General features: G+C 72.5%; 27 protein-coding genes. 13 read left to right on the top strand and 14 right to left on the bottom strand.

Features of this window, described 5'->3' with window-relative positions:
- Positions 1-50 precede the first annotated feature (50 nt).
- The 4 genes from D9V36_RS18305 to D9V36_RS18320 all read left to right on the top strand — a co-directional run bounded on the left by D9V36_RS18305 (position 51) and on the right by D9V36_RS18320 (position 3,085).
- Positions 51-398: a hypothetical protein gene (locus tag D9V36_RS18305; protein WP_241720920.1), complete on the top strand. Its 348-nt coding sequence runs from the start codon at positions 51-53 to the stop codon at positions 396-398.
- A gap of 74 nt (positions 399-472) precedes the next feature.
- On the top strand, positions 473-1,939 hold the full coding sequence (locus D9V36_RS18310; RefSeq protein ID WP_129294738.1) for an alpha,alpha-trehalose-phosphate synthase (UDP-forming): 1,467 nt from the start codon (positions 473-475) through the stop codon (positions 1,937-1,939).
- A 284-nt stretch (positions 1,940-2,223) separates the two neighbouring features.
- Positions 2,224-2,778 (top strand): hypothetical protein, encoded by a 555-nt coding sequence (locus D9V36_RS18315; protein WP_129294739.1) that lies wholly within the window; start codon positions 2,224-2,226, stop codon positions 2,776-2,778.
- A complete protein-coding gene (locus tag D9V36_RS18320; RefSeq protein WP_129294740.1) occupies positions 2,765-3,085 on the top strand; it encodes a transcriptional regulator in 321 nt (106 codons plus the stop codon). The genes D9V36_RS18315 and D9V36_RS18320 overlap by 14 nt, the downstream gene beginning before the upstream one ends.
- A gap of 118 nt (positions 3,086-3,203) precedes the next feature.
- Here D9V36_RS18320 and otsB read toward each other — a convergent pair whose 3' ends face one another.
- The 3 genes from otsB to D9V36_RS18335 all read right to left on the bottom strand — a co-directional run bounded on the left by otsB (position 3,204) and on the right by D9V36_RS18335 (position 6,124).
- The gene (gene otsB, locus D9V36_RS18325) at positions 3,204-4,100 is read right to left on the bottom strand and encodes a trehalose-phosphatase (RefSeq protein ID WP_129294741.1); all 897 of its coding nucleotides are present in this window, start codon (positions 4,098-4,100) and stop codon (positions 3,204-3,206) included.
- 235 nt (positions 4,101-4,335) lie between these two features.
- Entirely contained in the window at positions 4,336-4,680 is a 345-nt protein-coding gene (locus D9V36_RS43065; RefSeq protein WP_431357682.1) for a DUF3263 domain-containing protein, read from the bottom strand.
- A 175-nt stretch (positions 4,681-4,855) separates the two neighbouring features.
- Entirely contained in the window at positions 4,856-6,124 is a 1,269-nt protein-coding gene (locus D9V36_RS18335; protein ID WP_129294742.1) for an extracellular solute-binding protein, read from the bottom strand.
- A gap of 404 nt (positions 6,125-6,528) precedes the next feature.
- Between D9V36_RS18335 and D9V36_RS18340 the strand changes: the two genes are divergently transcribed.
- The 3 genes from D9V36_RS18340 (at position 6,529) to pfkB (ending at position 9,882) form a co-directional block, all read left to right on the top strand.
- Positions 6,529-7,455, top strand: coding sequence for an ROK family protein (locus tag D9V36_RS18340; protein WP_431357757.1), 927 nt, complete (start codon positions 6,529-6,531; stop codon positions 7,453-7,455).
- The gene (gene nagA, locus D9V36_RS18345; RefSeq protein ID WP_129294744.1) at positions 7,455-8,666 is read left to right on the top strand and encodes an N-acetylglucosamine-6-phosphate deacetylase; all 1,212 of its coding nucleotides are present in this window, start codon (positions 7,455-7,457) and stop codon (positions 8,664-8,666) included. The genes D9V36_RS18340 and nagA overlap by 1 nt, the downstream gene beginning before the upstream one ends.
- Before the next feature lie 289 nt (positions 8,667-8,955).
- Positions 8,956-9,882: a 1-phosphofructokinase gene (gene pfkB / locus D9V36_RS18350; protein ID WP_129294745.1), complete on the top strand. Its 927-nt coding sequence runs from the start codon at positions 8,956-8,958 to the stop codon at positions 9,880-9,882.
- A 50-nt stretch (positions 9,883-9,932) separates the two neighbouring features.
- Here the strand turns inward: pfkB and D9V36_RS18355 are convergent, their stop codons facing one another.
- The 3 genes from D9V36_RS18355 to cdgB all read right to left on the bottom strand — a co-directional run bounded on the left by D9V36_RS18355 (position 9,933) and on the right by cdgB (position 13,438).
- Entirely contained in the window at positions 9,933-10,259 is a 327-nt protein-coding gene (locus D9V36_RS18355) for a peptidase inhibitor family I36 protein (RefSeq protein ID WP_164992971.1), read from the bottom strand.
- A 128-nt stretch (positions 10,260-10,387) separates the two neighbouring features.
- A complete protein-coding gene (locus tag D9V36_RS18360) occupies positions 10,388-11,308 on the bottom strand; it encodes a carbohydrate-binding protein (RefSeq protein WP_129294747.1) in 921 nt (306 codons plus the stop codon).
- Between the two features lie 453 nt (positions 11,309-11,761).
- Positions 11,762-13,438: a diguanylate cyclase CdgB gene (cdgB, locus tag D9V36_RS18365; protein WP_129294748.1), complete on the bottom strand. Its 1,677-nt coding sequence runs from the start codon at positions 13,436-13,438 to the stop codon at positions 11,762-11,764.
- A 324-nt stretch (positions 13,439-13,762) separates the two neighbouring features.
- On the opposite strand from cdgB, the gene D9V36_RS18370 reads away from it, so the two are divergent.
- Complete coding sequence (locus D9V36_RS18370; protein WP_129294749.1) at positions 13,763-14,377, top strand: flavin reductase family protein; 615 nt, start codon at positions 13,763-13,765, stop codon at positions 14,375-14,377.
- A 76-nt stretch (positions 14,378-14,453) separates the two neighbouring features.
- Here the strand turns inward: D9V36_RS18370 and arfB are convergent, their stop codons facing one another.
- The gene (gene arfB, locus D9V36_RS18375; protein ID WP_088802263.1) at positions 14,454-14,882 is read right to left on the bottom strand and encodes an alternative ribosome rescue aminoacyl-tRNA hydrolase ArfB; all 429 of its coding nucleotides are present in this window, start codon (positions 14,880-14,882) and stop codon (positions 14,454-14,456) included.
- A gap of 203 nt (positions 14,883-15,085) precedes the next feature.
- Here arfB and D9V36_RS18380 point away from each other — a divergent pair, with 203 nt between their 5' ends.
- On the top strand, positions 15,086-15,661 hold the full coding sequence (locus tag D9V36_RS18380; protein ID WP_129294750.1) for a TerD family protein: 576 nt from the start codon (positions 15,086-15,088) through the stop codon (positions 15,659-15,661).
- A 209-nt stretch (positions 15,662-15,870) separates the two neighbouring features.
- Here D9V36_RS18380 and D9V36_RS18385 read toward each other — a convergent pair whose 3' ends face one another.
- A complete protein-coding gene (locus D9V36_RS18385) occupies positions 15,871-16,146 on the bottom strand; it encodes a helix-turn-helix domain-containing protein (RefSeq protein WP_129294751.1) in 276 nt (91 codons plus the stop codon).
- A 119-nt stretch (positions 16,147-16,265) separates the two neighbouring features.
- On the opposite strand from D9V36_RS18385, the gene map reads away from it, so the two are divergent.
- The gene (gene map / locus D9V36_RS18390; protein ID WP_129294752.1) at positions 16,266-17,033 is read left to right on the top strand and encodes a type I methionyl aminopeptidase; all 768 of its coding nucleotides are present in this window, start codon (positions 16,266-16,268) and stop codon (positions 17,031-17,033) included.
- Between the two features lie 148 nt (positions 17,034-17,181).
- Positions 17,182-17,679, top strand: coding sequence for a hypothetical protein (locus D9V36_RS18395; protein WP_129294753.1), 498 nt, complete (start codon positions 17,182-17,184; stop codon positions 17,677-17,679).
- A 19-nt stretch (positions 17,680-17,698) separates the two neighbouring features.
- Here D9V36_RS18395 and D9V36_RS18400 read toward each other — a convergent pair whose 3' ends face one another.
- The 6 genes from D9V36_RS18400 to D9V36_RS18425 all read right to left on the bottom strand — a co-directional run bounded on the left by D9V36_RS18400 (position 17,699) and on the right by D9V36_RS18425 (position 23,410).
- Positions 17,699-18,343, bottom strand: a complete 645-nt coding sequence (locus D9V36_RS18400) for a pentapeptide repeat-containing protein (protein WP_129298505.1) — start codon at positions 18,341-18,343, stop codon at positions 17,699-17,701.
- Positions 18,344-18,603: 260 nt separating this feature from the next.
- Complete coding sequence (locus D9V36_RS18405) at positions 18,604-19,707, bottom strand: aminopeptidase P family protein (protein WP_129298506.1); 1,104 nt, start codon at positions 19,705-19,707, stop codon at positions 18,604-18,606.
- A gap of 246 nt (positions 19,708-19,953) precedes the next feature.
- A complete protein-coding gene (locus D9V36_RS18410) occupies positions 19,954-21,135 on the bottom strand; it encodes an NAD(P)/FAD-dependent oxidoreductase (protein ID WP_241720922.1) in 1,182 nt (393 codons plus the stop codon).
- Positions 21,135-21,329: a ferredoxin gene (locus D9V36_RS18415; RefSeq protein ID WP_129294754.1), complete on the bottom strand. Its 195-nt coding sequence runs from the start codon at positions 21,327-21,329 to the stop codon at positions 21,135-21,137. Before D9V36_RS18415 ends, D9V36_RS18410 begins: the two co-directional genes overlap by 1 nt.
- A gap of 63 nt (positions 21,330-21,392) precedes the next feature.
- Positions 21,393-22,610 (bottom strand): cytochrome P450, encoded by a 1,218-nt coding sequence (locus D9V36_RS18420; RefSeq protein ID WP_129294755.1) that lies wholly within the window; start codon positions 22,608-22,610, stop codon positions 21,393-21,395.
- Positions 22,607-23,410 carry a DUF3159 domain-containing protein gene (locus tag D9V36_RS18425; RefSeq protein ID WP_129294756.1) on the bottom strand — a complete coding sequence of 268 codons (804 nt, stop codon included), beginning with the start codon at positions 23,408-23,410 and terminating at the stop codon, positions 22,607-22,609. The genes D9V36_RS18420 and D9V36_RS18425 overlap by 4 nt, the downstream gene beginning before the upstream one ends.
- A 300-nt stretch (positions 23,411-23,710) precedes the next feature.
- Here D9V36_RS18425 and D9V36_RS18430 point away from each other — a divergent pair, with 300 nt between their 5' ends.
- Positions 23,711-24,439, top strand: a complete 729-nt coding sequence (locus D9V36_RS18430) for a response regulator transcription factor (protein WP_164992972.1) — start codon at positions 23,711-23,713, stop codon at positions 24,437-24,439.
- Between the two features lies 1 nt (position 24,440).
- Positions 24,441-25,874 (top strand): sensor histidine kinase, encoded by a 1,434-nt coding sequence (locus D9V36_RS18435; protein WP_129294758.1) that lies wholly within the window; start codon positions 24,441-24,443, stop codon positions 25,872-25,874.
- The last annotated feature ends 76 nt before the right edge of the window (positions 25,875-25,950 follow it).

A 25,950-nucleotide genomic window follows, 5' to 3' on the forward strand; every position in this document is an offset into this window, starting at 1 on the left:
CTTCGCTTCAATGGGTAGCGATCCAACTTCTCTAGAGAACTGGAGTCGCCATGATGCCTCCTGCGCGTCCACGCCTGCTTCCCTGGTCAAGTCCGGAAGGGAAGCCGTGCTATCTGCTCTCCGAAGGGGACGGCCCCGTCACCCGGCAGGCGAACGCCGTTGAATACGCCCAGCTCGCATCCGGGGAGATCCTCCTGAGGCACGCCCGCGCCCTCCTCCGCGACAGCCCGACCACGGCACCCGAACTTCGCTTCCTGGCCTGCTGTTTGACGGATGCGCTCGACGACTCGCTGCGTATCAACCGCAGCCGGGGCGACCGTCTCGGCTGCGGGCACCCGGAGCCCGCCGAGGGTGAGCCGTCGTGGTCGGTCGACGCATTCCCGCCGGGAGTCGGCTGAGGAGCCCACCCGAACACCGCCTCTTGGCCGCTTCCGTACGTTTGCGCGGATCTGTGGCGGGTTACTGTCGCGACATGGTGTCCGAGCGCAGTGCGGCTGTCCCTGCGGGGGCCGAGGTTCTTGTTGCGTCCAATCGCGGGCCGGTCTCGTACGGCCTGACGGAGGACGGCACGCTCACCGCCAAGCGGGGCGGGGGCGGGCTGGTGTCCGGGCTGTCGGCCATCGGGCCCAATGCTGACGCGGTGTGGGTGTGTGCGGCGCTCGGGGACGGGGACCGGGAGGCTGTGCGGCGGACGGGTGGTGCGCTGGAGCCGGGGGACACCGGCGGGCAGCGGGTGCGGATGCTGGACATTCCGGCCGAGGTTCATGCCGCCGCCTACAACGGCATCGCGAACTCCGTGCTGTGGTTCGTCCACCACATGCTGTACCAGACGCCGCTGGAGCCGGTCTTCGACGCGGAGTTCCGGGCGCAGTGGGCGTCGTACGAGGCCTACAACCGCGCCTTCGCCCAGGCGCTCGCCGACGAGGCCGCCGAGGGGGCGGCGGTGCTGGTGCAGGACTACCACCTCTCCCTGGCCCCGGGGATGCTGCGGGCGCTGCGGCCCGACGTACGGATCGCCCATTTCTCGCACACGCCATGGGCCCCGCCGGAGTACTTCCGGATACTGCCGGACGACATCGCCGAGCAGCTGCTGCGGGGGATGCTGGGCGCCGACCGGCTGGGGTTCCTCACCCACCGCTGGGCGAACGCGTTCCGTGCCTGCTGTGACGAGGTGACCGGCGGCACCGGGAGCACCCGGATCGGTGTGCACGGGCTCGGGGCGGATGCCGGGTTCCTGCGTGAGCGGTCGCAGCAGGCGGACGTCCAGGAGCGGCTGGCCGCCCTGCGGGAGCAGATCGGTACGGGACCCGACGGGACGGCGCGCAAGACCGTCGTCCGGGTGGACCGGACCGAGCTGTCGAAGAACATCGTGCGGGGCCTGCTCGCCTACCGCGAGCTCCTGGCCGGACACCCGTCGTGGCACGGGCGTGTCGTGCATGTCGCCTTCGCCTATCCCTCGCGCCAGGACCTGGCCGTCTACCGGGAGTACACCGCGCAGGTCGGACGGCTCGCCGAGGAGATCAACGCCGAGTACGGCACGGAGAGTTGGCAGCCGGTCGTGCTGCATGTGAAGGACGACTTCGCACGCTCGCTGGCCGCGTACCGGCTGGCGGACGTGGCGCTGGTCAACCCGATCCGGGACGGGATGAACCTGGTCGCGAAGGAGATCCCGGTGGTCTCCGACCAGGGCTGTGCGCTGGTGCTCTCCCGGGAGGCCGGGGCGCACGAGGAGCTGGGCAAGGACGCCCTCACGGTCAATCCGTACGACGTCAGCGAGACCGCGCGGGTGCTGCACGAGGCGCTGACGATGGAGGCCTGGGAACGCGGCGAGCGCACGGCGCGGCTGGCCGCTGCCGCTACGGCGCTGCCGCCGGCGCAGTGGTTCCTGGAGCAGTTGCGGGCGCTGAGGGAGACCACCCCTAAGCGGGACACCCCCTGAACTTTTTCTGAAGCCTGCTTCCGCCCCCGCACCTGCCTGATGCCTCTTTCTGAAGCCTCTTCCTGAAGGGCCTTTCTGAAGACTCTTCGGCGATGGCCGTCGTGGCGGCGGGCCCCGTGGTGACGTGGGCTCGGATCAGCCGCGGCGGCGCGGACACCCGGCGCCGACGGGTAGCGCCGCGACACACCAGAAGCTGACGCCCTGTTGACGAACCCGGGCACGGGAAACTAGTTTCCTCTCAGGAAAATGGTTCTGCTGGAGCAAGATATTCCGAGGAGACAACCATGGCGTCAACGTCATCGCAATCCGGCCCCACGGGCCCCCGCCCCTCGGCGGAGGAGGCAGCCCGCGCACTGAGCGACATCGACCGGAACCGGGAGCAGGTGCCGGGCTCGGCCACCAACTCCCGTTGGGTGTATGTGGTGTTCGGTGTCGTGTTCGGCGCGCTCTTCGCGGCTCCCGACTACTTCGGGGAGGAGGCGGCCGCCTGGTCCTCGGCGGCCTACGGGGTGCTCGGCGTCGGCTATGTCGTGCTGCTCAACACCCGTAAGGGCTCGGCTGCGCTGGGCCAGCCCGTCCGGGTGCGCAGGCAGGAGATTTCCGGGTCATTCCGCGGTTACGCGCTGGCCACGCTGCTTGTCGTACTCCTGGCCGGCTTCGCCCTCCAGTTGCTGCAGCCGCACTGGTCCCTCGACGTGCCGTACTGGCGGACCGCGGTGGGCGTGGTGGGCGGCGGTGCCCTGGCCCTGTTCGGGCAGAGCTGGCAGCGGTCGATGCTCTCGGCGGGCGTGCGCGGAAGCCGGCGCACAGGGACGAGCGTCCTCGATGGCACACGCTGACTTCGACCCCGTACTCCTTGACCCCACCCGGCTGACGATCGTGTCGCTGCTCGCGGGCGCGCAGTGGGCCGAGTTCGGCTGGGTGAAGGAGTCGGCGGGGCTCTCTCCCTCCGCCCTGTCCAAACAGATCAGTACGCTGCAGTCGCACGGGTACGTCGAGGTGCGCAAGGGGTACGTCGGCAACCGCCCCCGCACCTGGGTGAACCTCAGCGACAGCGGACGGTCCGCGCTGGAGGCGCACGCGGCGGCGCTGCAGCGGATCGTCGAGGAATCACGGCGTACGGCGAGCGCGGATGGTGACCGATGACCGGTGACCAGGTGACTGGTGACCGGTGACCGGTGACCGGTGACCTGAGCCGGAGGGCTTCTGGCGCAGGGCACCAGGGGCTCTCGCTGCCCCTGTCCCCCTGCCCCTTCCCCCCTGACTAGTCCAGCCGGTCGGCCAGGGCGGCGAGCAGGGCGACGACGCCGGTCGGGCCGTCGACCACCAGGTCGGCGCGGTCGGCCAGCTCAGCGACCTCGTTGCTGCCGCTGCACACCAGGACGCCGCCCAGGCCGTCGGAACGCAGCTTCTCCACGGCGGCGAAGGCCGCCAGGTCGCCCAGGTCGTCACCGGCGTACAGGACGGTGGTGGCACCGGTCTCGCGGACCCAGTCGGCCAGGGCGACGCCCTTGTCCATGCCCGGCGGGCGGAGTTCCAGGACGAGGCGGCCCGGTTCGACGATCAGGCCGTGGCGTTCGGCGAGCGCGGTGAGCGGGCCGCGCAGCTGGTCGAAGGCGCCCTGGGGGTCGGTGGCGCGGCGGGTGTGGACGGCGATGGCGCGGCCACCCTTGCGCTCGATGGCGGTCTCGATCCAGGTGCCGTGCCAGACGCCGGAGGCGTCCAGGACACCGGGGAGCTCGGCCTGTATGGCGGCGATGCCGGGGGGCGGAGCGGGTGCGTGGACGGTGCCGGTGGCGGCTTCCCAGCGCTCGGCGCCGTAGTGGCCGAGGACGGTGAGACGGTCCAGGCCCGGGGCCTCGGCGAAGCCGCCGAGGCGGACCGCGACGGTGGCCGGGCGCCCGGTGATCACCGTGGCGGCGCGCAGCCGGGGCGCCAGGCGGCCGAGGGCGGCGACGGCGCCGTCGTGGGCGCGGGCCTTCTCCGGGTCGGGGACGATATCGGCGAGGGTGCCGTCGAAGTCGAGGGCGATGACGGCGCGTTCCGGGTGGGCCAGCAGCGCGGCGAGGCCGTCACGGCCGGCAGCGGTGCGCGGGGTCGGTACGGATCCGGGTCCGGGGGTCGGCTGGGAGTGCGGCGCGGCGTTCGGGGGGCTGCCCATGGCGCCGACCCTACCGGCGCGCTGCGGGCGGCGGGGGCACCTCCGCGAGGCCCGGGCAGGGTGTACGGGCGCACCAGGACGGCGCGGTGGGCGCCCGGGGCAGCTGGGCAGGGGCGGGCACTCGGGTCAGGGGGCATCCGTATCAGCGGCAGGCGCCCGCCCGCATCGGCGGCAAGCGTCCGCGTCAAGCACCTTCGTCAGCCGCCGGCGGCTACGTCAGCGGTGGGCGCTGGCGTCAGCGGCGGGCGCGGCGGGCGTCACGGACGCGGCGCAGGCGGTTGACCGTGACCGGGTCGTGGGCGAGCGCCCTGGGGTCGTCCAGCAGGGCGTTGAGGAGTTGGTAGTAGCGGGTCGGGGAGATGCCGAGCTGTTCGCGGATGGCGCGCTCCTTGGGGCCGGGGCCCGGCCAGGAGCGGCGCTCGACGGCGAGCACCGCCTCGTCCTGGGCGGTCAGCCCCGCGGCGCCCGCCCCTTCCGGGCCCGCCGCCCCTTCCGGGCCGCCCGTCCCTTCCGGGCCGCCCGTCTCTTCCGGGCCGCCAGTGGCTTCCGCGCCGCCCGTGCCTTCCGTACCGCCTGTCATCACGCTTCCACGATAAGCGCACGGTCGGACCGGGACCGGCCCCTCGCCCCGGCCTGACCGGGACGGCCCACCGGCCGGGGACAGCCCACCGGGCCAAGCCCGTCCGCCGGCCCTTCCGTCGGCCCCTCCGCCGGCCCGGCCCCGCCCGCGAGTCCGCGCATCCGCGCCGCCACCGTCATTCGCCGGTGTTGTCCGCCGCGTCCGCGGTGTTCTGGATGTCGGTGAGCACCCCGGCCGGGTTGCCGTGGGGGTCGACCGCGGCGCCCATCTTCGCCTTGACCGTCTTGGAGATCAGCGGCCAGGAGGTCTTGTTCGCCGGGTAGAACTCGGCGTTGGGGAGCTGCTGGAGGAAGCCGTGCAGCTTGGTGTACTTGTCGTCGGCCTGCATCGCCTCGGAGGCGGAGGTGGTGACCGGCAGCAGGCCGTAGTCGCCGGAGAACTTCTCGACGTTCTTGTCGCTGTAGACGAAGTCGAGGAACTTGCCGACCTGGGTGCGGTGGCCGCCCTGCTTGAACGCCATCATCCAGTCGGCGACGCCCATGGTGGCCTTGGCCTTGCCGTTGGTGCCGGGCAGTTCGACGCTGCCGTAGTCGATGCCCTTGGCCTCGGCCTGCTTCATCAGCGTGGGGTGGCCGTTGAGCATGCCGACCTTGCCGTCGGCGAAGTCCTGGAAGGCGTCCTTGCGGTTGAGCTTGGCCGGGTCGGTGCCGGTCAGGCCCTTGTCGACGAGGTTTTCCTTCAGCCAGTCGAAGGTCTTGACGTTCTCCGGCGAGTCGATCGTGTACTTGCCGATGCTGTCGGTGTAGCCGCCGCCACCGCTGAGCATCCACTGCATCGTCTCGGCCTGGGTCTCCTCCGGGCCGAGCGGCAGCGCGAAGGGCATCTCGACGCCATGGGCCTTCAGCAGCTGGGCATCGCGGGCTATGTCGTCCCAGTTCTGCGGCGGGGAGGTGATGCCGGCCTGGGTGAACAGCTTCTTGTTGTAGAAGAGCCGCCGGGTGCTGGCGCCGAAGGGCATGCCGTACTGGATCCGCTTGTATTCGCCGGCCTCCGCGAGGGAGGGGGTGAAGTCGGCCTGGGTGGTGACGTTGAGCAGCTTGTCGACGCCGTAGAGCTGGCCCTTGGCGGCGTAGTCGGCGTAGGCGCCGATCTGGGCGAGGTCGGGTGCGTGGCCGGCCTTGACCAGGTCCTCGACCTTCTTGTCGACGTCCGTCCAGCTGTAGACCTCGACATCGATCTTGGTGCCGGGGTGCTTCTTCTCGTAGGCGCGGGCGAGCTCGTCCCAGTAGTGCCGGGAGCTGTTGGACTGACTGTCGCCGTAGTCCGCCGCGATCAGTTTGAGAGTGACGTCGTCGCCGCTACCGCTGCCGCTGCCGCAGCCGGTAAGAGTCAGCGTCATGGTGGTGGTGATGACCGCCGCCAGGCTCAAGTACCGCCGCTGCACCGCTGTTTACCGCCCTTTGTTCTGAAAATCCGTGCTTGCCGGGGCGTCCCGCCCCCGCCGTCCGTGGGGTCCCCCTCCAACGGCAGGAACAGCGGGCCGGGCCCGCGTTCTTTAACGAGTCTCCCCCGCGCCCTTTACAAGGTCTACACCACCCCCCGTTTACGAAGACGCAGGTCGTGGGGCACTTCCCTCAGCCCCCTCGGGCGGTCCCGTCAGGCAGCTCCCTCAAGCACCCCTTTCGGGCAGTCCTTTCGGGCGGCCCCTCCGGGCGGCTCCTCCGGGCGGCTCCTCAGGGCGGCTCCTCAGGGCGATCCGATCGGCGAGTGGACTAGACCTTTCAGGGCGGATCGCGCGAAACTGTTCCCGTGAGACACGTCATCGCCCTCGATGTGGGCGGCACCGGTATGAAGGCCGCCCTCGTAGGGGTGGACACGGCGCCTTCCGGGGAGACCGCCACCGGTCCTCCCGTGCTGCTGTACGAGGCGCGGCGCCCCACCGGCCGGGAGCGGGGCCCCGAGGCGGTGGTCGAGGCCGTCCTGGGCTTCGCCGCCGAGCTGCGTGACCTCGGCGCGGCCCGCTTCGGCGTCCCCGCCGAGGCGGCCGGTGTCGCCGTCCCCGGCATCGTCGACGAGCGCTCGGGCACCGCCGTCTACGCCGCGAACCTCGGCTGGCGGGACGTACCGATGCGGGCGCTGCTGTCCGAACGGCTCGGCGGGGTGCCGGTCGCCCTCGGCCACGACGTCCGCGCCGGCGGGCTGGCCGAGGGCCGGATCGGCGCCGGACGGGGCGCCGACCGGTTCCTGTTCGTCCCGCTGGGCACCGGGATCGCGGGCGCCATCGGCATCGGCGGCCGGATCGAGGCCGGTGCACACGGCAGCGCGGGAGAGATCGGCCACATCGTCGTACGGCCCGGTGGACGTGTCTGCGGCTGCGGTCAGCGCGGTTGTCTGGAGACGGTGGCCTCGGCCGCCGCGGTCGGCCGGGACTGGGCGGCGGTCTGCAAGGACCCGCAGGCCGGCGCGGCGGACGCGGCCAAGGCCGTGGAGTCCGGCGACGAACGGGCCCGCGCCGTCTGGCAGAACGCCGTGGACGCCCTCGCCGACGGCCTGGTCACCGGGCTCACCCTGCTCGACCCGCAGACCCTGATCATCGGTGGCGGGCTCGCCGAGGCGGGCGACACGCTGTTCACACCTCTGCGGGAAGCGGTCCGCCGCCGCGTTACGTTCCAGCGGCTCCCCTCGATCGTTCCGGCGGCCCTGGGGGATGCCGCCGGGTGCCTGGGCGCAGGCCTGCTCGCCTGGGATCTTCTCTCCACGGAGGTAACCGCCTGATGGCACGGCAACAGTTTGCGCAGCGGCCCTCGGACCCGGGGCGCACCGTTCTGACCGGCGCCCGGATCGCCCGTCCTTCCGGCGTCGTCGAGCGCGGCCGGATCACCGTCGAGGGCGGCCGGATCGGCGATGTGCACAGCCGGGACGTCGACCTGGACGAGGCGGCGGCCGGACGGGTGGTGGACCTGACGGGCCATCTCATCGTCCCCGGCTTCGTCGATATGCACGTCCACGGCGGAGGCGGCGGCTCGTTCTCGTCCGCCGACCCCGAGGAGTGCATGACGGTGGCCGAGACCCACCGCAGGCACGGCACCACCTCGATGGTCGCCTCCACCGTCACCGGCGAACTGACCGACCTCGCCCGGCAGGCCGCGGTGCTCGCCGAGCTGGTCCAGCAGGGCGAGCTGGCCGGCATCCACTTCGAGGGCCCGTTCATCTCCGCGCACCGCTGCGGCGCCCACCAGCCGGAGCTGCTGCGCGATCCGGACCCGGCCGACGTCCGCAAGCTGCTCGACGCCGCGCACGGCACCGCGTCGATGATGACGCTCGCGCCCGAACTGCCCGGCGGCCTGGAGTCCGTACGGCTGCTCGCCGACGCCGGGGTGATCGCCGCCCTCGGCCACACCGATTCCGACTACGACGCCACGCGCCGGGCCATCGACGCCGGTGCCACCGTCGCCACCCACCTCTTCAATGCGATGCCCCCGCTGGGCCACCGCGCGCCGGGCCCGGTCGCGGCCCTCCTGGAGGACGAGCGGATCACCGTCGAGCTCATCAACGACGGCACCCATCTGCACCCGGCGATCCTGCGGCTGGCGGTCGGGGAGGCCGGCGCGGGACGGGTCGCGTTCATCACCGACGCCATGGGCGCGGCCGGGATGAACGACGGGATGTATCCGCTCGGTCCGATGCAGGTCGAGGTCAAGGACGGCGTGGCGCGGATCAGTTCGGGCCCCACGGCCGGTTCGATCGCCGGCTCCACCCTCACCCTGGACCGGGCCTTCCGGCGCGCGGTCACCCTCGACGGCCTGACGGTCGACCAGGCCGTACAGGCGCTTTCGGCCACCCCCGCCCGCCTCCTGGGCATCGACGACCGGACCGGCTCGCTGCAGACCGGCAAGGACGCCGACCTGGTGGTGCTGGACGCGGCGTACGAGGTGGCGGGGGTCATGCGCCGGGGCGAGTGGGTGGTGCGCCCGGAGGGCGTCTGACGCCGGCGGGGCGAAGGGCGTCTGACGCTCGGCGGGCGCGCCGGGACGGCTCCGGTGCGCCCGGGGACGGGTCCGGTGCGCCCGGGGACGGGTCCGGTGCGCCCGGGGACGCGTCCGGTGCACCCGGGGACGCGTCCGGGGACGCGTCCGGTGCACCCGGGGACGCGTCCGGGTCTGGGCCAACGACCACCAGCGATGGCATGATCGCTCGCGCACTTGTCCGTATGCCACCGCCGCACACGGTGGCCCGACGCCCGGCCGCCCGGCCATGACTCCCGGAGGGGCGACCATGATCCTCACGGTCACGCTGAACGCCGCCCTGGACATCACCTACCGCGTTCCCCGGCTCCAGACCCACGCCACGAACCGGATCACCGAGGTGTCCGAACGCCCCGGCGGCAAGGGCCTGAACGTCGCCCGGGTGCTGGCCGCCCTCGGCCACCGCACCGTCGCCACCGGCTTCGCGGGCGGCGGCACCGGCGAGGCGCTGCGCGCGCTGCTCGCCGAGACCGACGTCACCGACGCACTGGTCCCGGTCGGCGGCGCCACCCGCCGCACGGTCGCCGTCGCCGACGCGAGCAGCGGGGACACCACCCAGCTCAACGAGCCGGGCCCGACCGTCTCGCCCGCCGAATGGGACGCCTTCCTCGGCACCTACCGCGAACTGCTGGGCGAGGCGCGGGCGGTGGCGCTCTGCGGCAGCCTGCCGCCGGGCGTCCCGGTCGACGTCTACGCCCGGCTCACCCGGGCCGCGCGCAGCGCCGGCGTCCCGGTCCTGCTGGACACCAGCGGCGAACCGCTGCGCCGGGGCCTGGCCGCCCGCCCCGACCTCGCCAAGCCCAACGCCGACGAGCTCGCCGCCCTCACCGGCAGCACCGAACCGCTGCGCGCCGCCCGCGACGCCCGCCGCCGCGGCGCCCATGCGGTGGCCGCCTCGCTGGGCCCGGACGGCATGCTCGCGGTGACCGCCGACGGCGCCTGGCAGGCCGCGCCGCCACAGCGGATCGCCGGCAACCCGACGGGCGCGGGCGACTCGGCGGTGGCCGGTCTGCTGTCGGGGCTGGTGGAGGAGCTGTCCTGGCCGGACCGGCTGGCCCGTGCGGTGGCCCTGTCCGCGGCGACCGTACGCGCCCCGGCGGCAGGCGAGTTCGACGCGGCGATGTATGAAGAGCTGCTGGGGCGGGTGGTGGTGACGGATCATCCGTCGGCGGCGTGAGGCGGAGGCTCAGGCCCCCGCCCCTGTCACCTGAAGCGACCGCCGCTTCATCAGCCCCAGACGGCCATGCTCTGAATTGCCCACGGGGTCTTGGCCGAGTAGTGGCCAAACGTGAGGTTGAAGCGCTTGCCGTAGCACGAAGCGTCGCTGTAGAAGGTCACCCGATGCCCGTTCTGGTTGGACACCGAGCGCCCGCTCATGGGGTAACACCCGGGCTCGGGGCCCTTCTCCGTCACCCGGTGGCCGGCGAAATTCGGCTTCGACCAGCCGCAGACCGAGCCGCTCGGGCACTTGGTTGCGGCGTCGGCCGTTCCGGCGGTGAGCGGCAGTGCGGCCAGCAGCGCGGCACCGGTCAGCGCGAAAGCGCGCATCTTCATAGGTGAACTCCCAAGATCAAATTGCGGATACCCCATCTGAACTTGGTCTTCTGACCGGGGCAACCCGATACCCCGGTCATGAGCCCGGGAAGGTTCACATTCGGCCAGCGCCGAGCGGCCTCGTCGTCCTACTTCTTGGCGCCCCTCTGCAGCCACAGCTGATCGAGGTTGGCGTTGCACTGATTGCCCTGCGCGCACGAGAGCTCGATGGTGTTGGTCCCCTTGTTCAGGGTGACCGGGGCCCACGTCGTCTGCCAGCCCTTCTTCCAGTCCCCCTTCGGAGAATGGATGAAGTTCTTCATCCCGAGGGGCTGACTGTTCGGCTTGCCATTGGCCGAAAGTGTCGCATTGGCGTCTTCGCCGGGGATGCCGTAACGCACGTACAGACGGAAGTCGCCCGCCTCCGGGGCATCTACGGTCCACTGCACCTTGGCTCCCACCTGGTTGAACCCGGCGACATACACACCACCCGGCGAGTGGGCGCCCTCGATGTCCTTCGCGGTCATCGCGCCACCGTCCAGCCGCAGGCTGCCCGCGTCCTCCTTGGGCAGCTTGCCGGGAGCGGGCTTCTTGGGCTTGTCACCGGGGTTCACCTTGCCGCCGGCCGACGGCTCCGACTTGCCCGCGGTGTCGTCCTGGGAGTTCTTGCCGTTGGTGAGCATCGCGACGCCGATGCCTATGCAGACCACCGCGACCACGGCGACGGCGCCTATCAGCAGGCCGTTGCGGCCACGGCGCGGCTCCTGGCCGCCGCCGTTGCCCTGGCCCGCACCCGAACGCGCGCGGTCCCCGCCGGGCAGCGTTTCCGGCGCGGCGTAGTGGGCGTTCTGCTGCCCGTAGGTCACCTGCTGCGGGGCCTGCTGTCCGTACTGGCGCTGGCCGACCGCCCGCACCTGGTTGTAGGAGGTACGCGGGACACCGGGCTGCCGCGCCGCCGCACCGTCGCCCGACGAGCCCGGTGCGCCGCCCTCGCCGCCTTCCGAGCGGTAGAGGTAGCCGAACGGGTCGTCGTTCTCCGGCGTGTCCGCGCCGTTGTTGCCGGCCGTCATTCCGTGTCACTCCCAAGCGATCTGTGCGCGTCTGGACGCGTCTTCCCGCGTGCGCTGTCTTCTGCCGCGCGAACTGGTCTGGCGGGCCCCCGGCGGCACCGCGCCGCATCGGCGCAGCCTACCCCCTCAGGCCCTGCGCACACCGAGCCCGAAGGGCCACAAGATCGCTACGGATCGGTGAACTGCTGGTGTGGGGGCCGTGGGATGCCGGGTGTGAGATACGCGGCATCCGGCCCGGGGCGAGGCGGGCGCCCCCGGCGGCGGGGGTCCGGCCAACGGGGCGCTACGGGCGGTGGAGACGCTACGGGCGATGGGGCGCTCCGGGTGACAGGAGTGACAGGAGTGACGGGAGCAACCCGGCCGCCCGCCGGCGCCGGCCGCTCCGCCCTCGGCTCACCCTGCCGCCCGCCGGCTCATCCCGCCGCCCGCCGGCTCATCCCGCCGCCCGCCGACTCACCCCGCCGCCCGCCGGTTCGCCTTCGAGCGGGAGCGCTTCTCGACGTACATCCGCTGATCGGCCGACTCCAGCACTTCCTCGGCCGTCATCCCGCAGCTCGCCCAGCCGATGCCGAAGCTGGCGCCCACCCGGACCGCCCGGCCCTCCACCCGGATCGGCGGGATGATCGCGTTCCGCAGCCGGACCGCGAGGTCCTGGGCGTCGGCGGTGCCGAGGCCGTCGGCGAGCACCACGAACTCGTCGCCGCCGAGCCGGGCGACCGTATCGCCGTCGCGGACGCCGCTGGTCAGCCGGCGGGCGACCTCGATCAGCACCGCATCGCCGGTGTTGTGCCCGAAGCGGTCGTTGATCGACTTGAAGCCGTCGAGGTCGCAGAAGAGGACCGCGAGCCCCTTGGAGCCGTCGTCGGCCGGTCCGTCCGCGGGGGCGACGAGGTGGACGTGGTGGTCGAAGGGGGCCGGGGGCGCGCCCTCGAAGCCGTCGAGTCCGTCGAAGGGCTCCTTGCCGTCAGGACGGAAGCCGGGCGCCTCGTGGGGATCGGTGTGCAGGACGCGCGAGGAGGCGTAGGCGTCCGCCATCGAGCCGGGCGGGCGGGAGCACAGCCGGGCGCCGAGGCGGGCCCTCAGCTCGGCGCTGTTGGGCAGTCCGGTCAGCGAGTCGTGGCTGGCGCGGTGCGCGAGCTGCAGCTCGTGGCGCTTGCGCTCCTCGATGTCCTCGACGTGGGTGAGCAGGAAGCGCGGCCCGTCGGCGGTGTCGGCGACGACGGAGTTGCGCAGCGAGACCCACACGTAGGTGCCGTCCCGGCGGGCCAGCCGCAGCTCGGCGCGGCCGCCCTCGGCGGAGGTGCGCAGCAGGGTGCCGATGTCCTCGGGGTGGACCAGGTCGGAGAAGGAGTAGCGGCGCATCCCGGAGGCCGGGCGGCCCAGCAGCCGGCACAGCGCGTCGTTGGTGCGTAGCAGCCGCCCGTGCTGGTCCCCGCCCATTTCGGCCACGGCCATCCCGCTCGGCGCGTACTCGAAGGCCTGCCGGAAGCTCTCCTCGCTGGCACGCAGCGCCTGCTGCTCGCGCTCCAGCCGGACCAGGGCGCGCTGCATGTTCGCCCGCAGCCGGGCGTTGCTGATCGCGATGGCGGACTGGAAGGCGTACATCTGCAGGGCTTCCTGGCCCCAGGGGCCGGGCCGCCGGCCGTTGCGCGGCCGGTCGACGGAGATCACTCCCAGCAGCTCGCCGCCGCCGTTGGACGCGGTGTACATGGGCGCGAACAGGCGGTCCATGGGGTGCCACTCGTCAGGGAAGCGGGGCGCGGGTCCGGCCGTGTGCCACTGCGGTACGTCGTCGTCATCGAGCACCCAGCCCTCGGTGTGCGGGATGAAGACCAGGTCGCCCCAGCGTTCGCCCATGGCCAGCCGGCGCTCCCAGGAGGTGCGCGAGCCGGCCCGCCCGGCCATCAGCGCCTCGGCACCCGCGCTGCCGGCGACCGCGGCGACCACGAGATCGCCGTCGGGGCGGACGAGGTTGACCGCGGCCAGCTCGTAGCCGAGCCCGTTGATCGCGCCGTCGGCGACCGTCTGCAAGGTGTCCGCGAGGCTACGCGCGGTATTCAGCTCGGCGACCACTTGGTGCAGCTGCCGCAGGGTCGCAAGACGGACGTATGGCTCCGACTCGGTCTCCATCGCTCGCTCTCCCTGAGACCTCGACAGCAAACTCCACGATTCTTTGTCGTCCGATTCCACACTCACTGAATCACAGTGAGCTGTTCACTCGGTACACAGGGTCAACAATTAGCGCCTCCTGTGACTCAAGTCACAAAGTCCGAAGGGTGTTTGGCGATCTTCCATAAACCCGACACGGGAGCGCGCCTTCACTCTTTCTACACTTGCTGAACGCAAATTTCCGAGTGTTCCGGACTTCCGTCGTCAGACCTAGGACGCGGCTGGTACGCGGCTGGTCCCCCGGCCCGATGCGCGGCACGGGCCGACGAAGTTAGCGTTTATGGCGTGTTCACGAAAAGCCCTGCCGATACGGTGGCCTCCGGGCCCACCGCCCCTTCCGCCCCCGTCGTCGCCCTCACTTCCACGCCGGACGGGGCCCGTATCCCGCATTCTGTTGGGGTGAGTGACGACGAATTCCGTGCCGCCCTGTCCCGCCTCGCCGCAGGCGTGGTGCTGATCACCGCGCGCGATCCGGACTACGGGCCGCACGGCGAGGACGTCGGTATGACCGCCACGGCATTCCTGTCGGTCTCCCTCGACCCGCCGCTGGTGATGGTGAGCGTTCGCAACGATTCACGGATGGACGACCTGCTGGCGCTGCAGCCGCTCTGGGCCGTGTCGGTGCTCTCGGGGCATCAGCGCCAGATCGCCGGGCGGTTCGCGATGAAGGGGCGGATCAGCGACCGGCTGCTCTTCGAGGACCTCGGGTTCGTACGGGGCGAGGTGTCCGGTGCCCCGCTCATCGGCGGGGCGCTCGCCACCATGGAGTGCCGTACCGAGCAGCGGGTGGTGGCCGGCGATCACACACTCGTCATCGCGCGGGTCCTGGCCACGACGCTGCCCGCCGAGGACGACGGGCCGCTGACGTACTTCCGGGGGAAGTACCGGCAGTTGGGGTGAGGGGCGGGCGCGGGGGCGGCCGGGGCGACGCCCGCGGCCAGGCAGGGACCGCTGGGGGACGGCGCCTGCGGGCCGGTCAGCCCCAGTCGCGGCCCGAGCGGCCGCGCTTGGTGTCGCCGCGCTGCTTCTTCTCCCGCAGCCGCCGCTCGTTGATGCCCCGTGGGATCCGCGACTTGCGGCGCGGCTTGGGCGGGGGCGCAGTGGCCTCGGCCAGCAGCGCGGCCAGCCGGACGGCGGCGGTCTCGCGGTTGCGCCACTGGGAGCGGTGCTCCGAGGCCCGTACGGACAGCACGCCGTCGGTCAGCCGGCCCGCCAGCCGCTCCAGGGCGCGCTCCTTCCACACCGGCGGCAGCGCCTGCGTCCTGCCGAGGTCGAAGCGCAGCTCGACCTGGCTGTCGCTGGTGTTGACGTGCTGGCCGCCCGGACCCGAGGAGCGCGAGAACCGCCAGACGAGCTCGGCCTCGGGAAGGACGACCGCACCGCGGATGACATGGGGCCCGGACATGCGTCCTATGATCTCGCGCGCCACGGGACCCGTCACCCGCTTTTCCTGGTCCATTGCGGCACATCCGGCATCAGGATTCGGCAAAGAAAGTAAAGAGAGCTGGAACCTCCCGGACCTGTGAGGGCGTTGTGGTGGGTGACGGTAGCTTCGTCCGCAGTACGGAGCCCGACGCTTCGACGAGTCGACAAGGAAAGGGACATCCCATGGCTGTAAGCCTGTCCAAGGGCGGCAACGTCTCCCTCACCAAGGAGGCACCGGGCCTGACCGCCGTCACGGTGGGCCTCGGCTGGGACGTCCGCACCACCACCGGCACGGACTTCGACCTCGACGCGAGCGCCATCGCGGTCAACGGCAACGGCAAGGTCTACTCCGACCAGCACTTCGTCTTCTTCAACAACAAGGCGACGCCCGACCAGTCGATCGTGCACACCGGCGACAACGTCACCGGCCAGGGCGAGGGCGACGACGAGCAGATCAACGTCAACCTGGCGGCGCTGCCGGCCGACATCGACAAGATCGTCTTCCCGGTCTCGATCTACGACGCCGAGAACCGCAGCCAGAACTTCGGCCAGGTGCGCAACGCGTTCATCCGCATCGTCAACCAGGCCGGTGGCGCCGAGGTCGCCCGCTACGACCTCAGCGAGGACGCGGCCACCGAGACCGCCATGGTCTTCGGCGAGCTGTACCGCAACGGCGCGGAGTGGAAGTTCCGCGCGGTGGGCCAGGGCTACGCCTCGGGCCTCGTCGGCATCGCGCAGGACTTCGGCGTCAACGTCTGAGTCACGCCCGCACCCGGCGCGGCCGGGGCAGCGCAACGGAGGGCCGGTTCCCCATGGGGGAGCCGGCCCTCGGCGTGTTCGGGGGGGCGGAGAGCCGTGGGGGGGGCCAGCCCTCGGCGTGTTCGGGGGGCGGAGAGCCGTGGGGGGGGCGGGACCTCGGCATGTTCGAGGGCCGGGAGCGCGGGGCGGACGCGCCTGGACGGCCCCGCTCAGGCGACCGCGGCCGCCGCCTCGGCCTCCTCGGGGGGCGCGGCCAGGACGGCCACCTCGTCCAGCGACAGTCCGAGCGTGCCGGCCAGCGCGGCGACCGTGAAGAACGCCGGCGTCGGCGCCCGGCCGGTCTCGATCTTCCGCAGCGTCTCGGCGGACAGCCCCGCCGCCGCCGCGACCTCGACCATGCTCCGTTCGCCGCGGGCTCTGCGCAGCAGCGCGCCGAGCCGTTCACCGCGTTCGCGTTCCCAGGGGGTCAGTGGAGTGCGCACCATACCCGTGATACTAATACCGGTAAACAAATACCGGTAAATAAATACCGCCCCTTTGTCGCCGATGCCGCCGCCGTGCGTGCGGTGCGGCACGGGAGGCGGCGAGCGGGAGGCAGAGCCCCATGGTGGAGATCAAGACGGATGCGGCGCTGGACGCGATGCGGGTGGCCGGGCGGGTGGTCGCCGACGCGCTGGCCGCGGCGCGGGCGGCGGCCGCCCCGGGCGTGCGGCTGCTGGACCTGGACGAGGCCGCCCATGCGGTCCTGCGCGAGGCCGGCGCCAAGTCCCCGTTCCTCGGCTACCAGCCCTCCTTCGCCTCGACCCCGTTCCCCGCCGTCCTCTGCGTCTCCGTCAATGACGCGATCGTGCACGGCATCCCGAACGCCTCCCGGCTGCGCGACGGCGACCTGGTGAGCATCGACTGCGGCGCCCTCGTGGACGGCTGGGCCGGCGACGCCGCCCTCAGCTTCACCGTCGGCACCGCAAGCGCCGAGGACCAGCGGCTGATGGACACCACCCGGCAGGCGCTGGAGGCGGGCATCGCGGCGGCCGTGGTCGGCGCCCGGATCGGCGACATCTCCCATGCGATCGGCAGCGTCGGACGCGCGGCCGGCTACGGCATCCCCCGGGACTTCGGCGGCCACGGCATCGGCCGCCAGATGCACGAGGACCCGTCGGTCCCCAACGACGGCCGCCCGCACCGCGGCTTCGTCCTGCGCCACGGCCTGGTCCTCGCCATCGAGCCGATGTTCCTGGCCGGCGGCAAGGACTTCTACGTCGAGGACGGCGACGGCTGGACCCTGCGCACCACCGACGCCTCCCGCGCCGCCCACTTCGAGCACACGGTGGCGGTGACCGAGGAGGGGCCGCGGGTGCTGACCGCGGTGTAGCGGAGGTGGCGGAGTGGCGGGTGGCGGAGTGGCGGAGTGGCGGGTGACAGGCGGGAGCGGCGCGGGCGGGGAGGTGTCTGCGGGGGTGTCTCTCCGTGCGACCGGTGCGGGCGTCTGCGCGCCGCACCGGGCGTGACACCATCAAGGCGTGATCGACCTCGGCTACTCCCTCTCCCGCCGCTTTCCGGACCCGCCGCAGACGGACTACCGGACCGCGGACGTGCGCGCACTGCGGCACGACCTCTTCTGCGGCGACGTCTACCTCGCCGACACGAAGACGGACCGCGAGCTGTCGACGGCCTGGGGCTGGGTGCCGGTACTCGACTTCGCCTGGGCGCTGTGCGACATCGTCGAACAGCTCGACACCGACCCCCGGGGCAACCGCTCCGCCCGCCCCGTCCACGCGGAGCTGGACTTCACCGAATCCGCGGACCGGATCTTCTTCGAGCGCCGCTTCGGGTGGGTGGACGTGGACGCCGACTGGATGGCGGCCGACGAGGCCCCGCTCACCTTCAACCACTCCGCACTGCGCCGCGAGGCCCGCGACTTCCTGCACGACCTGATCGCCGACCTCACCGATATGCACGACGGTCTCGGCGACAACCCGGCCGTCTGGGACCTCCAGGCCCGCTTCCCCCGCGTCTGAGCGCCCGGCCGGGCGGGGCTCACTCCACCCGCACCCCTATCTGGGCCGCGAACGCCGGGGCCAGATCGAGCAGTTGGGACGCGCTGATCACCGCACCCGACAGCCGGTCGATGCCCCGGGCGATATCCAGCGCGGCCGCACCCCGCAGATCGACGTCCTTCATCCGCGCCCCGGAGAAATCCGCCTGCGTCAGCGTGCAGTCGTCGAACGTCACCCGCTCCAGCTCCGCCCCCGCGAAGTCCGCCTCGACCAGCACACAGCCCTCGAAGGCGACATCCCGCAGCTTCGCCTTCCGCAGATTCGGGAAATCGATCTTCCCGCCGCGCACCACGACGCGCTGCAGCACCGCACCGTGCAGCTGGGTCCCGCCGAGCCGGGCGTCCGACACCTCCACATCGCGCAGGGACGCCTGGGAGAGGTCCGTGCCGACGCCGCGTACGCCGCTCAGCACGCTGTCGATGATCCGTGCCCGGCTGAGCACGGTCTCGTCGAGCGCGCAGCGCCGCAGCGCACAGTCCAGGAAGCGCGCGCCGCGCGCCGACTGTCCGGCCCAGTCGGCGTCCGCGAACTCCAGCCCGTCGTAATCCCCCTCGGCCTCCAGCTCCCCGCCGTCGTACGCCGCCAGCTCCGGCAACCGCACCTCGGGCCGCCGCACCACCCGCACCGTCTCCTCACCGCGCCCTGCCACCGGGCCACCGCCTTCCTGCCGTCCGAGCCCGTCCGCCGTTCCGGTCCATGCCCGCCGTCCCGGCCGGGCCTGGGTTCCGGCCCGTGCCCGCCGTTGCGGTCCGCGCCCGGGTACCGGTCCACGCCTGCACACCCCATCGTGAACCACACCACTGACAATGCACCCTGACCTGCGGAAATACCCGGCAGCCCGCGGCAGTAGCCCCGGCGGCAGGCCCCTGCCGCAGCCGCCGGCCCCTACCGCACCACCGCCATCTCCCTGGCCGTCCCGTTCAGCCGCCGCCCGCCCGACTCCGTACACGTCACGATGTCCTCGATACGGACCCCGAACCGCCCCGGCAGATAGATCCCCGGCTCGATCGAGAAGCACATCCCGGGCACCAGCGGCAGATGCTCGCCCTCCACCAGATACGGCGGCTCGTGCGTGGTGACCCCGATGCCGTGGCCGGTGCGGTGGATGAAGTACTCGCCGTACCCGGCGGCCTTGATGACCTTCCTGGCCACCCGGTCGATGTCCTGGCACGCGACGCCCGGCCGCACCGCCTCGAACGCCGCCTGCTGCGCCTCCCGCACGATGTCGTGCACCTTGCGCTCCTCGGCGCCCGGCTGCCCGACGTGCACGGTCCGCGAGGTGTCCGAACCGTACCCGTCCTTGAGGCCGCCGAAGTCGAGCACGACCATGTCGCCGTCCTCGATGACCCGTTCCCCGGCCTCGTGGTGCGGATTGGCACCGTTGGGGCCCGACCCGACGACCGTGAAGTCCACCTGGCTGTGCCCGTGCTCGGTCAGCAGCCGCGCCAGGTCCGCCGCCACCTCCCGCTCCCGCCGGCCGCCGAAGCGCACCCCCAGGATCTCCTCGTACGTCGCATCCGCGGCGGCGCCGGCCGCGGCCAGCCGCGCCACCTCATGGGCGTCCTTGACCGCGCGCAGCATCGGCAGCGCCTCCGTCAGGGCCGTGTAGGCGGTCCCCGGCAGACACCGCTGCAGCCCCAGCAGATGCAATGCCCACGTCCCGTCGGACACCCCGTAACGCCCCTGCGGATCCACCCACTTGGCAACCTCCGCGTACGGCTTTGACCCGTCGGTCCACCCCGACACCTCCATCGCCGGGGCCCCGGGCGAGCGCTCCGCGTCCGGATGCTCCAATACGGGCACCAGCAGCCGCGAGCGCCGCCCCGGCTCGATCACCAGGGCGGTCAGCCGCTCGGTGGCCGCGGGCGGGCGGTAGCCGCACAGCCACACCAGATCCGGACCCGGCGTCACGATCAGCCCGGCCAGCCCGGCATCGGCGGCGGCCCGGCCCGCCCGGTCCATCCGCCGCTCGTAGTCCTCGTGCGTCATCGAAGTCACCATGCCGGTGAACTTACGCCGGTGCGCCCCTTCCGGCCCGTCAAAAACCCTTTCCGGCGGGCCTCTTCCCCCTCCGCACCTCCGGTTCACCCGGCGGTCCGCCCCTGGTCCCGGCCGTCCGCCCGGCGGGTCCCGGCCGTACGCCCCTGGTCCCGGCCGCCCGCTCCTGGTCCGGGTCGTCCGCCCCTGGTCGTCCCGGCGGGCGCATCGCCGATCCGTCCGCCGGGCCTGCCCCGTTCACTCCGGCACCCGCTCGCCGATGCGACCGCGGTACGCGTGCAGGGCGCGTGCGCTGTTCCAGCCGAGTACGCCCACCACGCGGCCGCCCTCCTGGTAGAGCGCGACGAACCTGCCCGTCCGCGGATCGCCCTCGACACAGGTGACCCGGGCATCCGCGGGACACCGGCCGTGGAACTGGATCTTGGCGTCGTACTGGTCGGTCCAGCCGAACGGCACCGGCGCGTAGGGCACCGCGTCCTCAGGCCTGGCGAGGAGGTTCCTGGCGACGGCGAGGGCCTGGGTGGTGGCGTTGGTGCGCTGTTCGAGGCGGACGCGGCCGCCGGTGACCGGGTCCGGCCAGTTGGCGACGTCTCCTGCCGCGTAGACCCCGGGGGCGACGCGGCAGTGGCTGTCGCAGAGCACCCCGTCGCCCAGGGGGATCGTGGAGTCCGTCAGCCAGTCGGTGGCCGGCACCGAGCCGATCGCGACCACGACCACATCGGCGGGGAGCCGGGCGCCGTCGTCGAGCACCACCTCGGTGACCCGGCCGTTCCCGCCGGTCAGGCCGGCGACGCCGCGGCCCATCCGCAGCCGGACCCCGTGATCCTGGTGCAGACCGGCCACCAAGTTCCCCACCCAGGGGCCGACCTGCCCGGCCAGCGGGGTGGGCGCGATATCGACGAGAGTGACGTCCAGTCCCAGCCCCCGTGCGGTGGCGGCGATCTCGCTGCCGAGGAATCCAGCGCCGATCACCACGACCCGCGGGCCGCCCAGCAACTGCGCACGCAGCGTCAGGGCGTCGTCGAGCGTGCGCAGTACGTGCACCCCGGCCAGGTCGTGGCCGAAGGGCAGCCGACGGGGGCGCAGCCCGGTCGCGATGACCAGGCCGTCGTAGCGCAGCCGGTCCCCGTCCTCCAGGGTGACGGTGCGGGCCGCCGTGTCCACGCCGGCCGCCCGGCAGCCCAGGCGCAGTTCGGCCTTCAGGCGCCCGAGGTCGGCGTCCTGGCGCAGCACGGTCGTCTCCGGTTCCCGCGCACCGGCCAGGACCTGCTTGGACAGCGGCGGCCGGTCGTAGGGCACCCGGGGTTCCTCGCCGACCATGGTCAGCGTCCCGGTGAAACCCTCGCGGCGCAGGGCCTCGGCCGTGGTGAGCCCCGCGGCCGAGGCGCCCACCACGACGATCCGTTCCTTCTCGGGCACTACTTCAGCACCTCGATGGCCAGCGCCGGGCAACGGGCCGCGGCGTCCTCCACCGCGGAGTGCTGCTCCTCGGGCGGCAGGGCGTCCAGGAGGACGACGATGCCGTCGTCCTCCCGCTGGTCGAAGACCTGGTCAGCGGCCAGCACGCACTGGCCCGCGCCGACGCACTTGTCCTCGTCGATGATGACCTTCATCGGGATTCCTCTTCTTCCGTTTCTTCCGTGGACGGGGTGCCCGGGTGGCGGCCGGGGCGCCGGCTACCAGGTCACGGGCAGCGCGTGGACGCCGTAGATGAGCATGTCGTCGCGCATCGGCACCTCCTTCGCCGGTACGGCCAGCCGCAGGGAGGGGAACCGGTCGAAGAGGGCGGACAGCGCGGCCTTCATCTCCACCCGGGCCAGCTGCTGGCCGATGCACTGGTGGGCGCCGTGCCCGAAGGCCAGGTGCGGGCTGTAGGGCCGCTGCACGTCCAACTGGTCGGGGTCGCCGGTGAACTGGTCGGCGTCGCGGTTTCCCGAGGTCAGGGAGGCGAGCACCGTGGTGCCGGCCTCGATGCGGTGGCCGTCCAGCTCCAGGTCCTCGCGCACCACACGGCGCAGACCGAACTGGATGATCGTCAGGTAGCGGAGCAGTTCCTCGACGGCGTTGTCCCAGAGCGAGGCGTCCGCGCGCAGCGCCGCCAGCTGGTCGGGGTGGTGCAGCAGGCACATGGTGCCCAGCGCGATCATGTTCGCCGTCGTCTCGTGCCCGGCGAGCAGCAACAGCGCGCCGACGCCCGCCATTTCCTCGTCGCTGAGCCGGCCGTCCTGCACCAGGCCGCTGAGGATGTCGTCGGTGGGGTGGGCACGCTTGGCCTGGACCAGTTCGTGGATGTGCTGGTTCATCGCCAGGTGCGCCTGCTGGACCTGCTCCTGACTGGCGTCCAGCCGGAGCATGTTGCCCGAATTCCGCTGGAAGTCCGCACGGTCCGCGTACGGCACCCCCAGCAGCTCGCAGATCACCAGCGAGGGGATGGGCAGGGCGAAGTCCCGGAGGAGGTCGACCGGCTGCTCGGCGGACGCCATGGCGTCCAGGTGCTCGGCGACGATCCGTTCCACCGCGGGTGCCAGCTGCCGCATCCGGCGCACCGTGAACTGGCCGGTGAGCAGCCGGCGGATCCGGGTGTGCTCCGGGCCGTCCATCATGATGAACATCCCCGGCGGGGGCGGCGGCACCGGTGTGCCGGTGGGCGCGAAGGCGTCGGTGCGCGCGGGCCGGCGGTTCGCGCCGAACCGCTGGTCGGCCAGCACCGTCCGTACGTCGGCGTGCCGGCTGACCAGCCACCCGTCCGTCCCGTCCGGGAAGGTCACCGGCGTGATCGGGGCCTCTTCACGCAGCGTCCGGTACCCCTCGGGCGGGCTGAACGGGCAGGTCCGCTGGGTGGGCTGGGTCCGGGTGTCGGGCCGGGGCCGGGTAGTGGGCTGGGTGTCGGTCATCGGACGGTCCTTTCCATGGGGGATGCCGGGTGGGTGGGGTGTTTGGGGTGTGTGAGGTGTGTGGGGTCACCGGGGCGTGCCGGGCCGGCGGGGCGTGCCGGGCCGGCGTTCAGGTCGGCGTCCGCGCTCAGGTAGGCCTCCGCGCTGACGTCGCCGTCCGCGCGGAGGCCGGCATCGCAGCGGTGGCCACCGAGGGCGCGCAGATAGACCCGCCAGCCCAGCAGGGCGCCGAGCGCGAAGACGAGTGGCCCGAAGACATCGACCGAGCCGAGGGCGACGGCCTGGCCGGACAGGAACAGCGGGAGCTGGACGGTCAGCATCAGGACGTTCCCCGTGAAGAGGACGAGGCTGCCCCTGGCGAAGGCCCGGCGGCGCACCGCGCAGCGGCGCCACGCCGTCCGCTCGCCCGTGACCAGCCCCACCATCACCCCCAGCGGCGGCCATCCGAGGAGGATCAGCACCGGTGCCGCCACGGCCATCGCGCAGTGCAGCACCAGGTGCGGGAGGAAGAAGCTGGTGGCCTGCCCGGTCCGTGCGGCCAACGCGCCCTGGACACAGACGAGGCCGAGGATCGCCAGCGCACGCCCCACGGGCTCCCTGCGCACCAGCCGGTGGACGAAGGCCCCGGCCCCGGCCGTGAAGGCGAGCGTCAGCGCGATGCCGAGCCGGTGGGTGAGGGCGAAGGTCAGGGTGAATCCGAAGACGGGCGCGATATCGATCACGGTGCCGCGCAGCCGGCTCCGCACTGCGGTCCGGACGGCATCCACACCGCCGGCTTCCTCCTGTGCGGCAGGGTCCACGGGCTCTCCAGGCTTCTCGGCGGACGGTGCTCTTTCCGGTGTCGTGGCACAAGAGAAACCGCCCTCGCTGACCCGCCGCGGTCAGCAACCTGACCGTTGCCTGACAGCCTCCGCGGGCCGGGGTAACGTCTGCCGCGCCGGGGACCGGGAGCGGGACCGAGGCCAGGGTCAAGGGCCGCGGAACCGATGGCCGCGGAACCGATGGCCGGTGAACCGCCGGCCGGTGAACCGCCGGCCAGGGAACCGGCGGCCGGGACGACTCGTTGTCGTCACAGACTCCGAGACCGATTGGTGCCCGCCATGCCCTCCGCCTCGCCGACGAGTGACGCACCGTTGCCCCGGGGGACGGGCCAACGGCTGCTCGTCGTGGATGACGACCCGCGGATGGCGGAGCTGCTGGAGACCACCCTGGGCCTCGCGGGCTACACGGTGGCGACCGCGGGCTGCGGTGCCCAGGCCCTGAGCGCGTACGAGGCGCAGCCCCCGGACCTGCTGGTGCTGGACGTCATGCTGCCCGACATGGACGGTTTCCGCCTGTGCCGGCGGCTGGTGGAGAACGGCGCGCGGCTGCCGGTGCTGTTCCTGACCGCGCGCGATTCCGTCGAGGACCGGGTGACGGGCTTCGCCATGGGCGCGGACGATTACCTCACCAAGCCCTTCAGCCTTCCCGAACTGCTGGCCAGGGTGCACGCCTTGCTGCGGCGGGCCGGCCGGTGCGCGGAGGAGAGCCCGCTGCTGCGCTTCGCCGACCTGAGCGTGGACGAGCGCAGCCGCCGGGTGCGCCGCGGGGACCGGCTGATAGCGCTGTCACCGACCGAGTACAAGCTGCTGCGTTACCTGCTCATCAATGCCGACCAGGTGATGTCGAAAGAGCAGATCATGGACCACGTCTGGCAGCACCGCTTCGGAGCGGGCGTCGTCGAGAAGCTGGTGTCCCGGCTGCGGGCGAAGGTGGACGACCGGTCCCCCGCCCTGATCCACACGATGCGCGGTTTCGGCTACAGCCTGCGCCTGCCCGGAGGCGGCTGAGGTGGCCGCCGCCTGGCGCGGCTCCCTGCGGGCACGGCTGATGATCGGGGTCGTCCTGCTGGCGGCCGGGGGCATGGTGGCCGTCAACGCGGTGTCGCTGATCGGGCTGCGCCTCAACCTCATCGATGTCGCCGACGCCACGCTCGCCAAGGCCCGCACCACCGTGCAGCAGCGGCTGAACGACCAGGCGACCCCGGTCAACTCGGCCGGCCTCAACTCCCTCATCCCCGACGGCGTGTACGTCGCGCTGGCCGACGACCACGGCAAGGTGGTCGCCCAGACCCCGTCACGAGACCTCAACGGGCAGCACCGCGCCCGCCCCGACCTGCCGTCGCCGGTCCCGGACAGCTTCGCCGACCAGCCCCTCACCCTGTCGGCGAAGGGAGCACCGGTGCCCCGCTACCGCGTCCTGAGCTTCCCCGTCGGCCCGTCCGCCACGGTCCGGCCCGCGCCCGGCGCACCGCCCGAGCGGTTCAGCACGGTCGTGGTCGCCAAGAGCCTCCAGCCGGCCGAGGACGTCGTCTACTGGCTGATCGGCGCCGATGCCGCCGCCACGCTGGCCGCGCTCGGCGGCATCGTGCTCCTCAGCCGTGGCGTACTCCGCGTGGGCCTGCGGCCGTTGCGCGACATGGCCGCCACCGCGACGGCCGTCGCCGACGGCGACATCGACCAGCGCATCGAGGTCGCCCGGCGCCACTCCGAGGTGGGAGAGGTCGCCACCGCCCTCAACCGGGCGTTCGACGAACGGCAGCGGTCCGAGGAACAGCTGCGGCAGTTCGTGGCCAACGCCTCGCACGAACTGCGCACCCCGCTGACCACGATCCGCGGCTGGGCGCAACTGCATCTGCACGGTCTGGCCCAGGATCCCGAGCTCATCGAGCGGGCGATGACGCGCATCGAGGGCGAGGCGGCCCGGATGCACGCCACGGTCGAAGAGCTGCTGCTGCTCGCCCGGCTCGACCAGGGCCGCCCGCTCGCCGGCGCACCGGTGAACCTCGGCACGCTCGTCGAGGACGCCGTCGGCGATGCCCGGGTCCGCGACCCCGGCAAGCCGGTCGCCGTCGAGGTGGCGGGCGAGGTCTTCGCCTGCGGCGACGAGGACCGGCTCCGGCAGGTCCTGCAGAACCTCCTGGGCAACGCGCTGCGCTACACCCCGCCGGGCACGCCGATAGCGGTGGGCGCGCGTGCGCTGCCCGGCGACACGGTGGAGCTGACGGTCCGCGACCAGGGCCCCGGTATGCCCCCCGAGACCGCCGAGCGCATCTTCGAACGCTTCTACCGCGGCGAGGAGTCCCGCGACCCGGCCGCCGGCGGCACGGGCCTGGGCCTGAGCATCGTCAAGTCGATCGCCGAGGCACACGGCGGCACGGTCACGGTCCGCACCGCACCGGGCAAGGGCAGCACCTTCACCGTCACGCTGCCTGCGCCACGGTGAGCGTCCCGAAGGACGTGCCTGTCGAGCGGGCAGAAGCCGGTACTGATCTGGGCGGATGTGGCCTACGCCGTGGCCT

Origin of the sequence: Streptomyces lydicus (assembly GCF_004125265.1) — a bacterium.
GTDB classification, from domain to species: Bacteria; Actinomycetota; Actinomycetes; order Streptomycetales; family Streptomycetaceae; genus Streptomyces; species Streptomyces lydicus_C.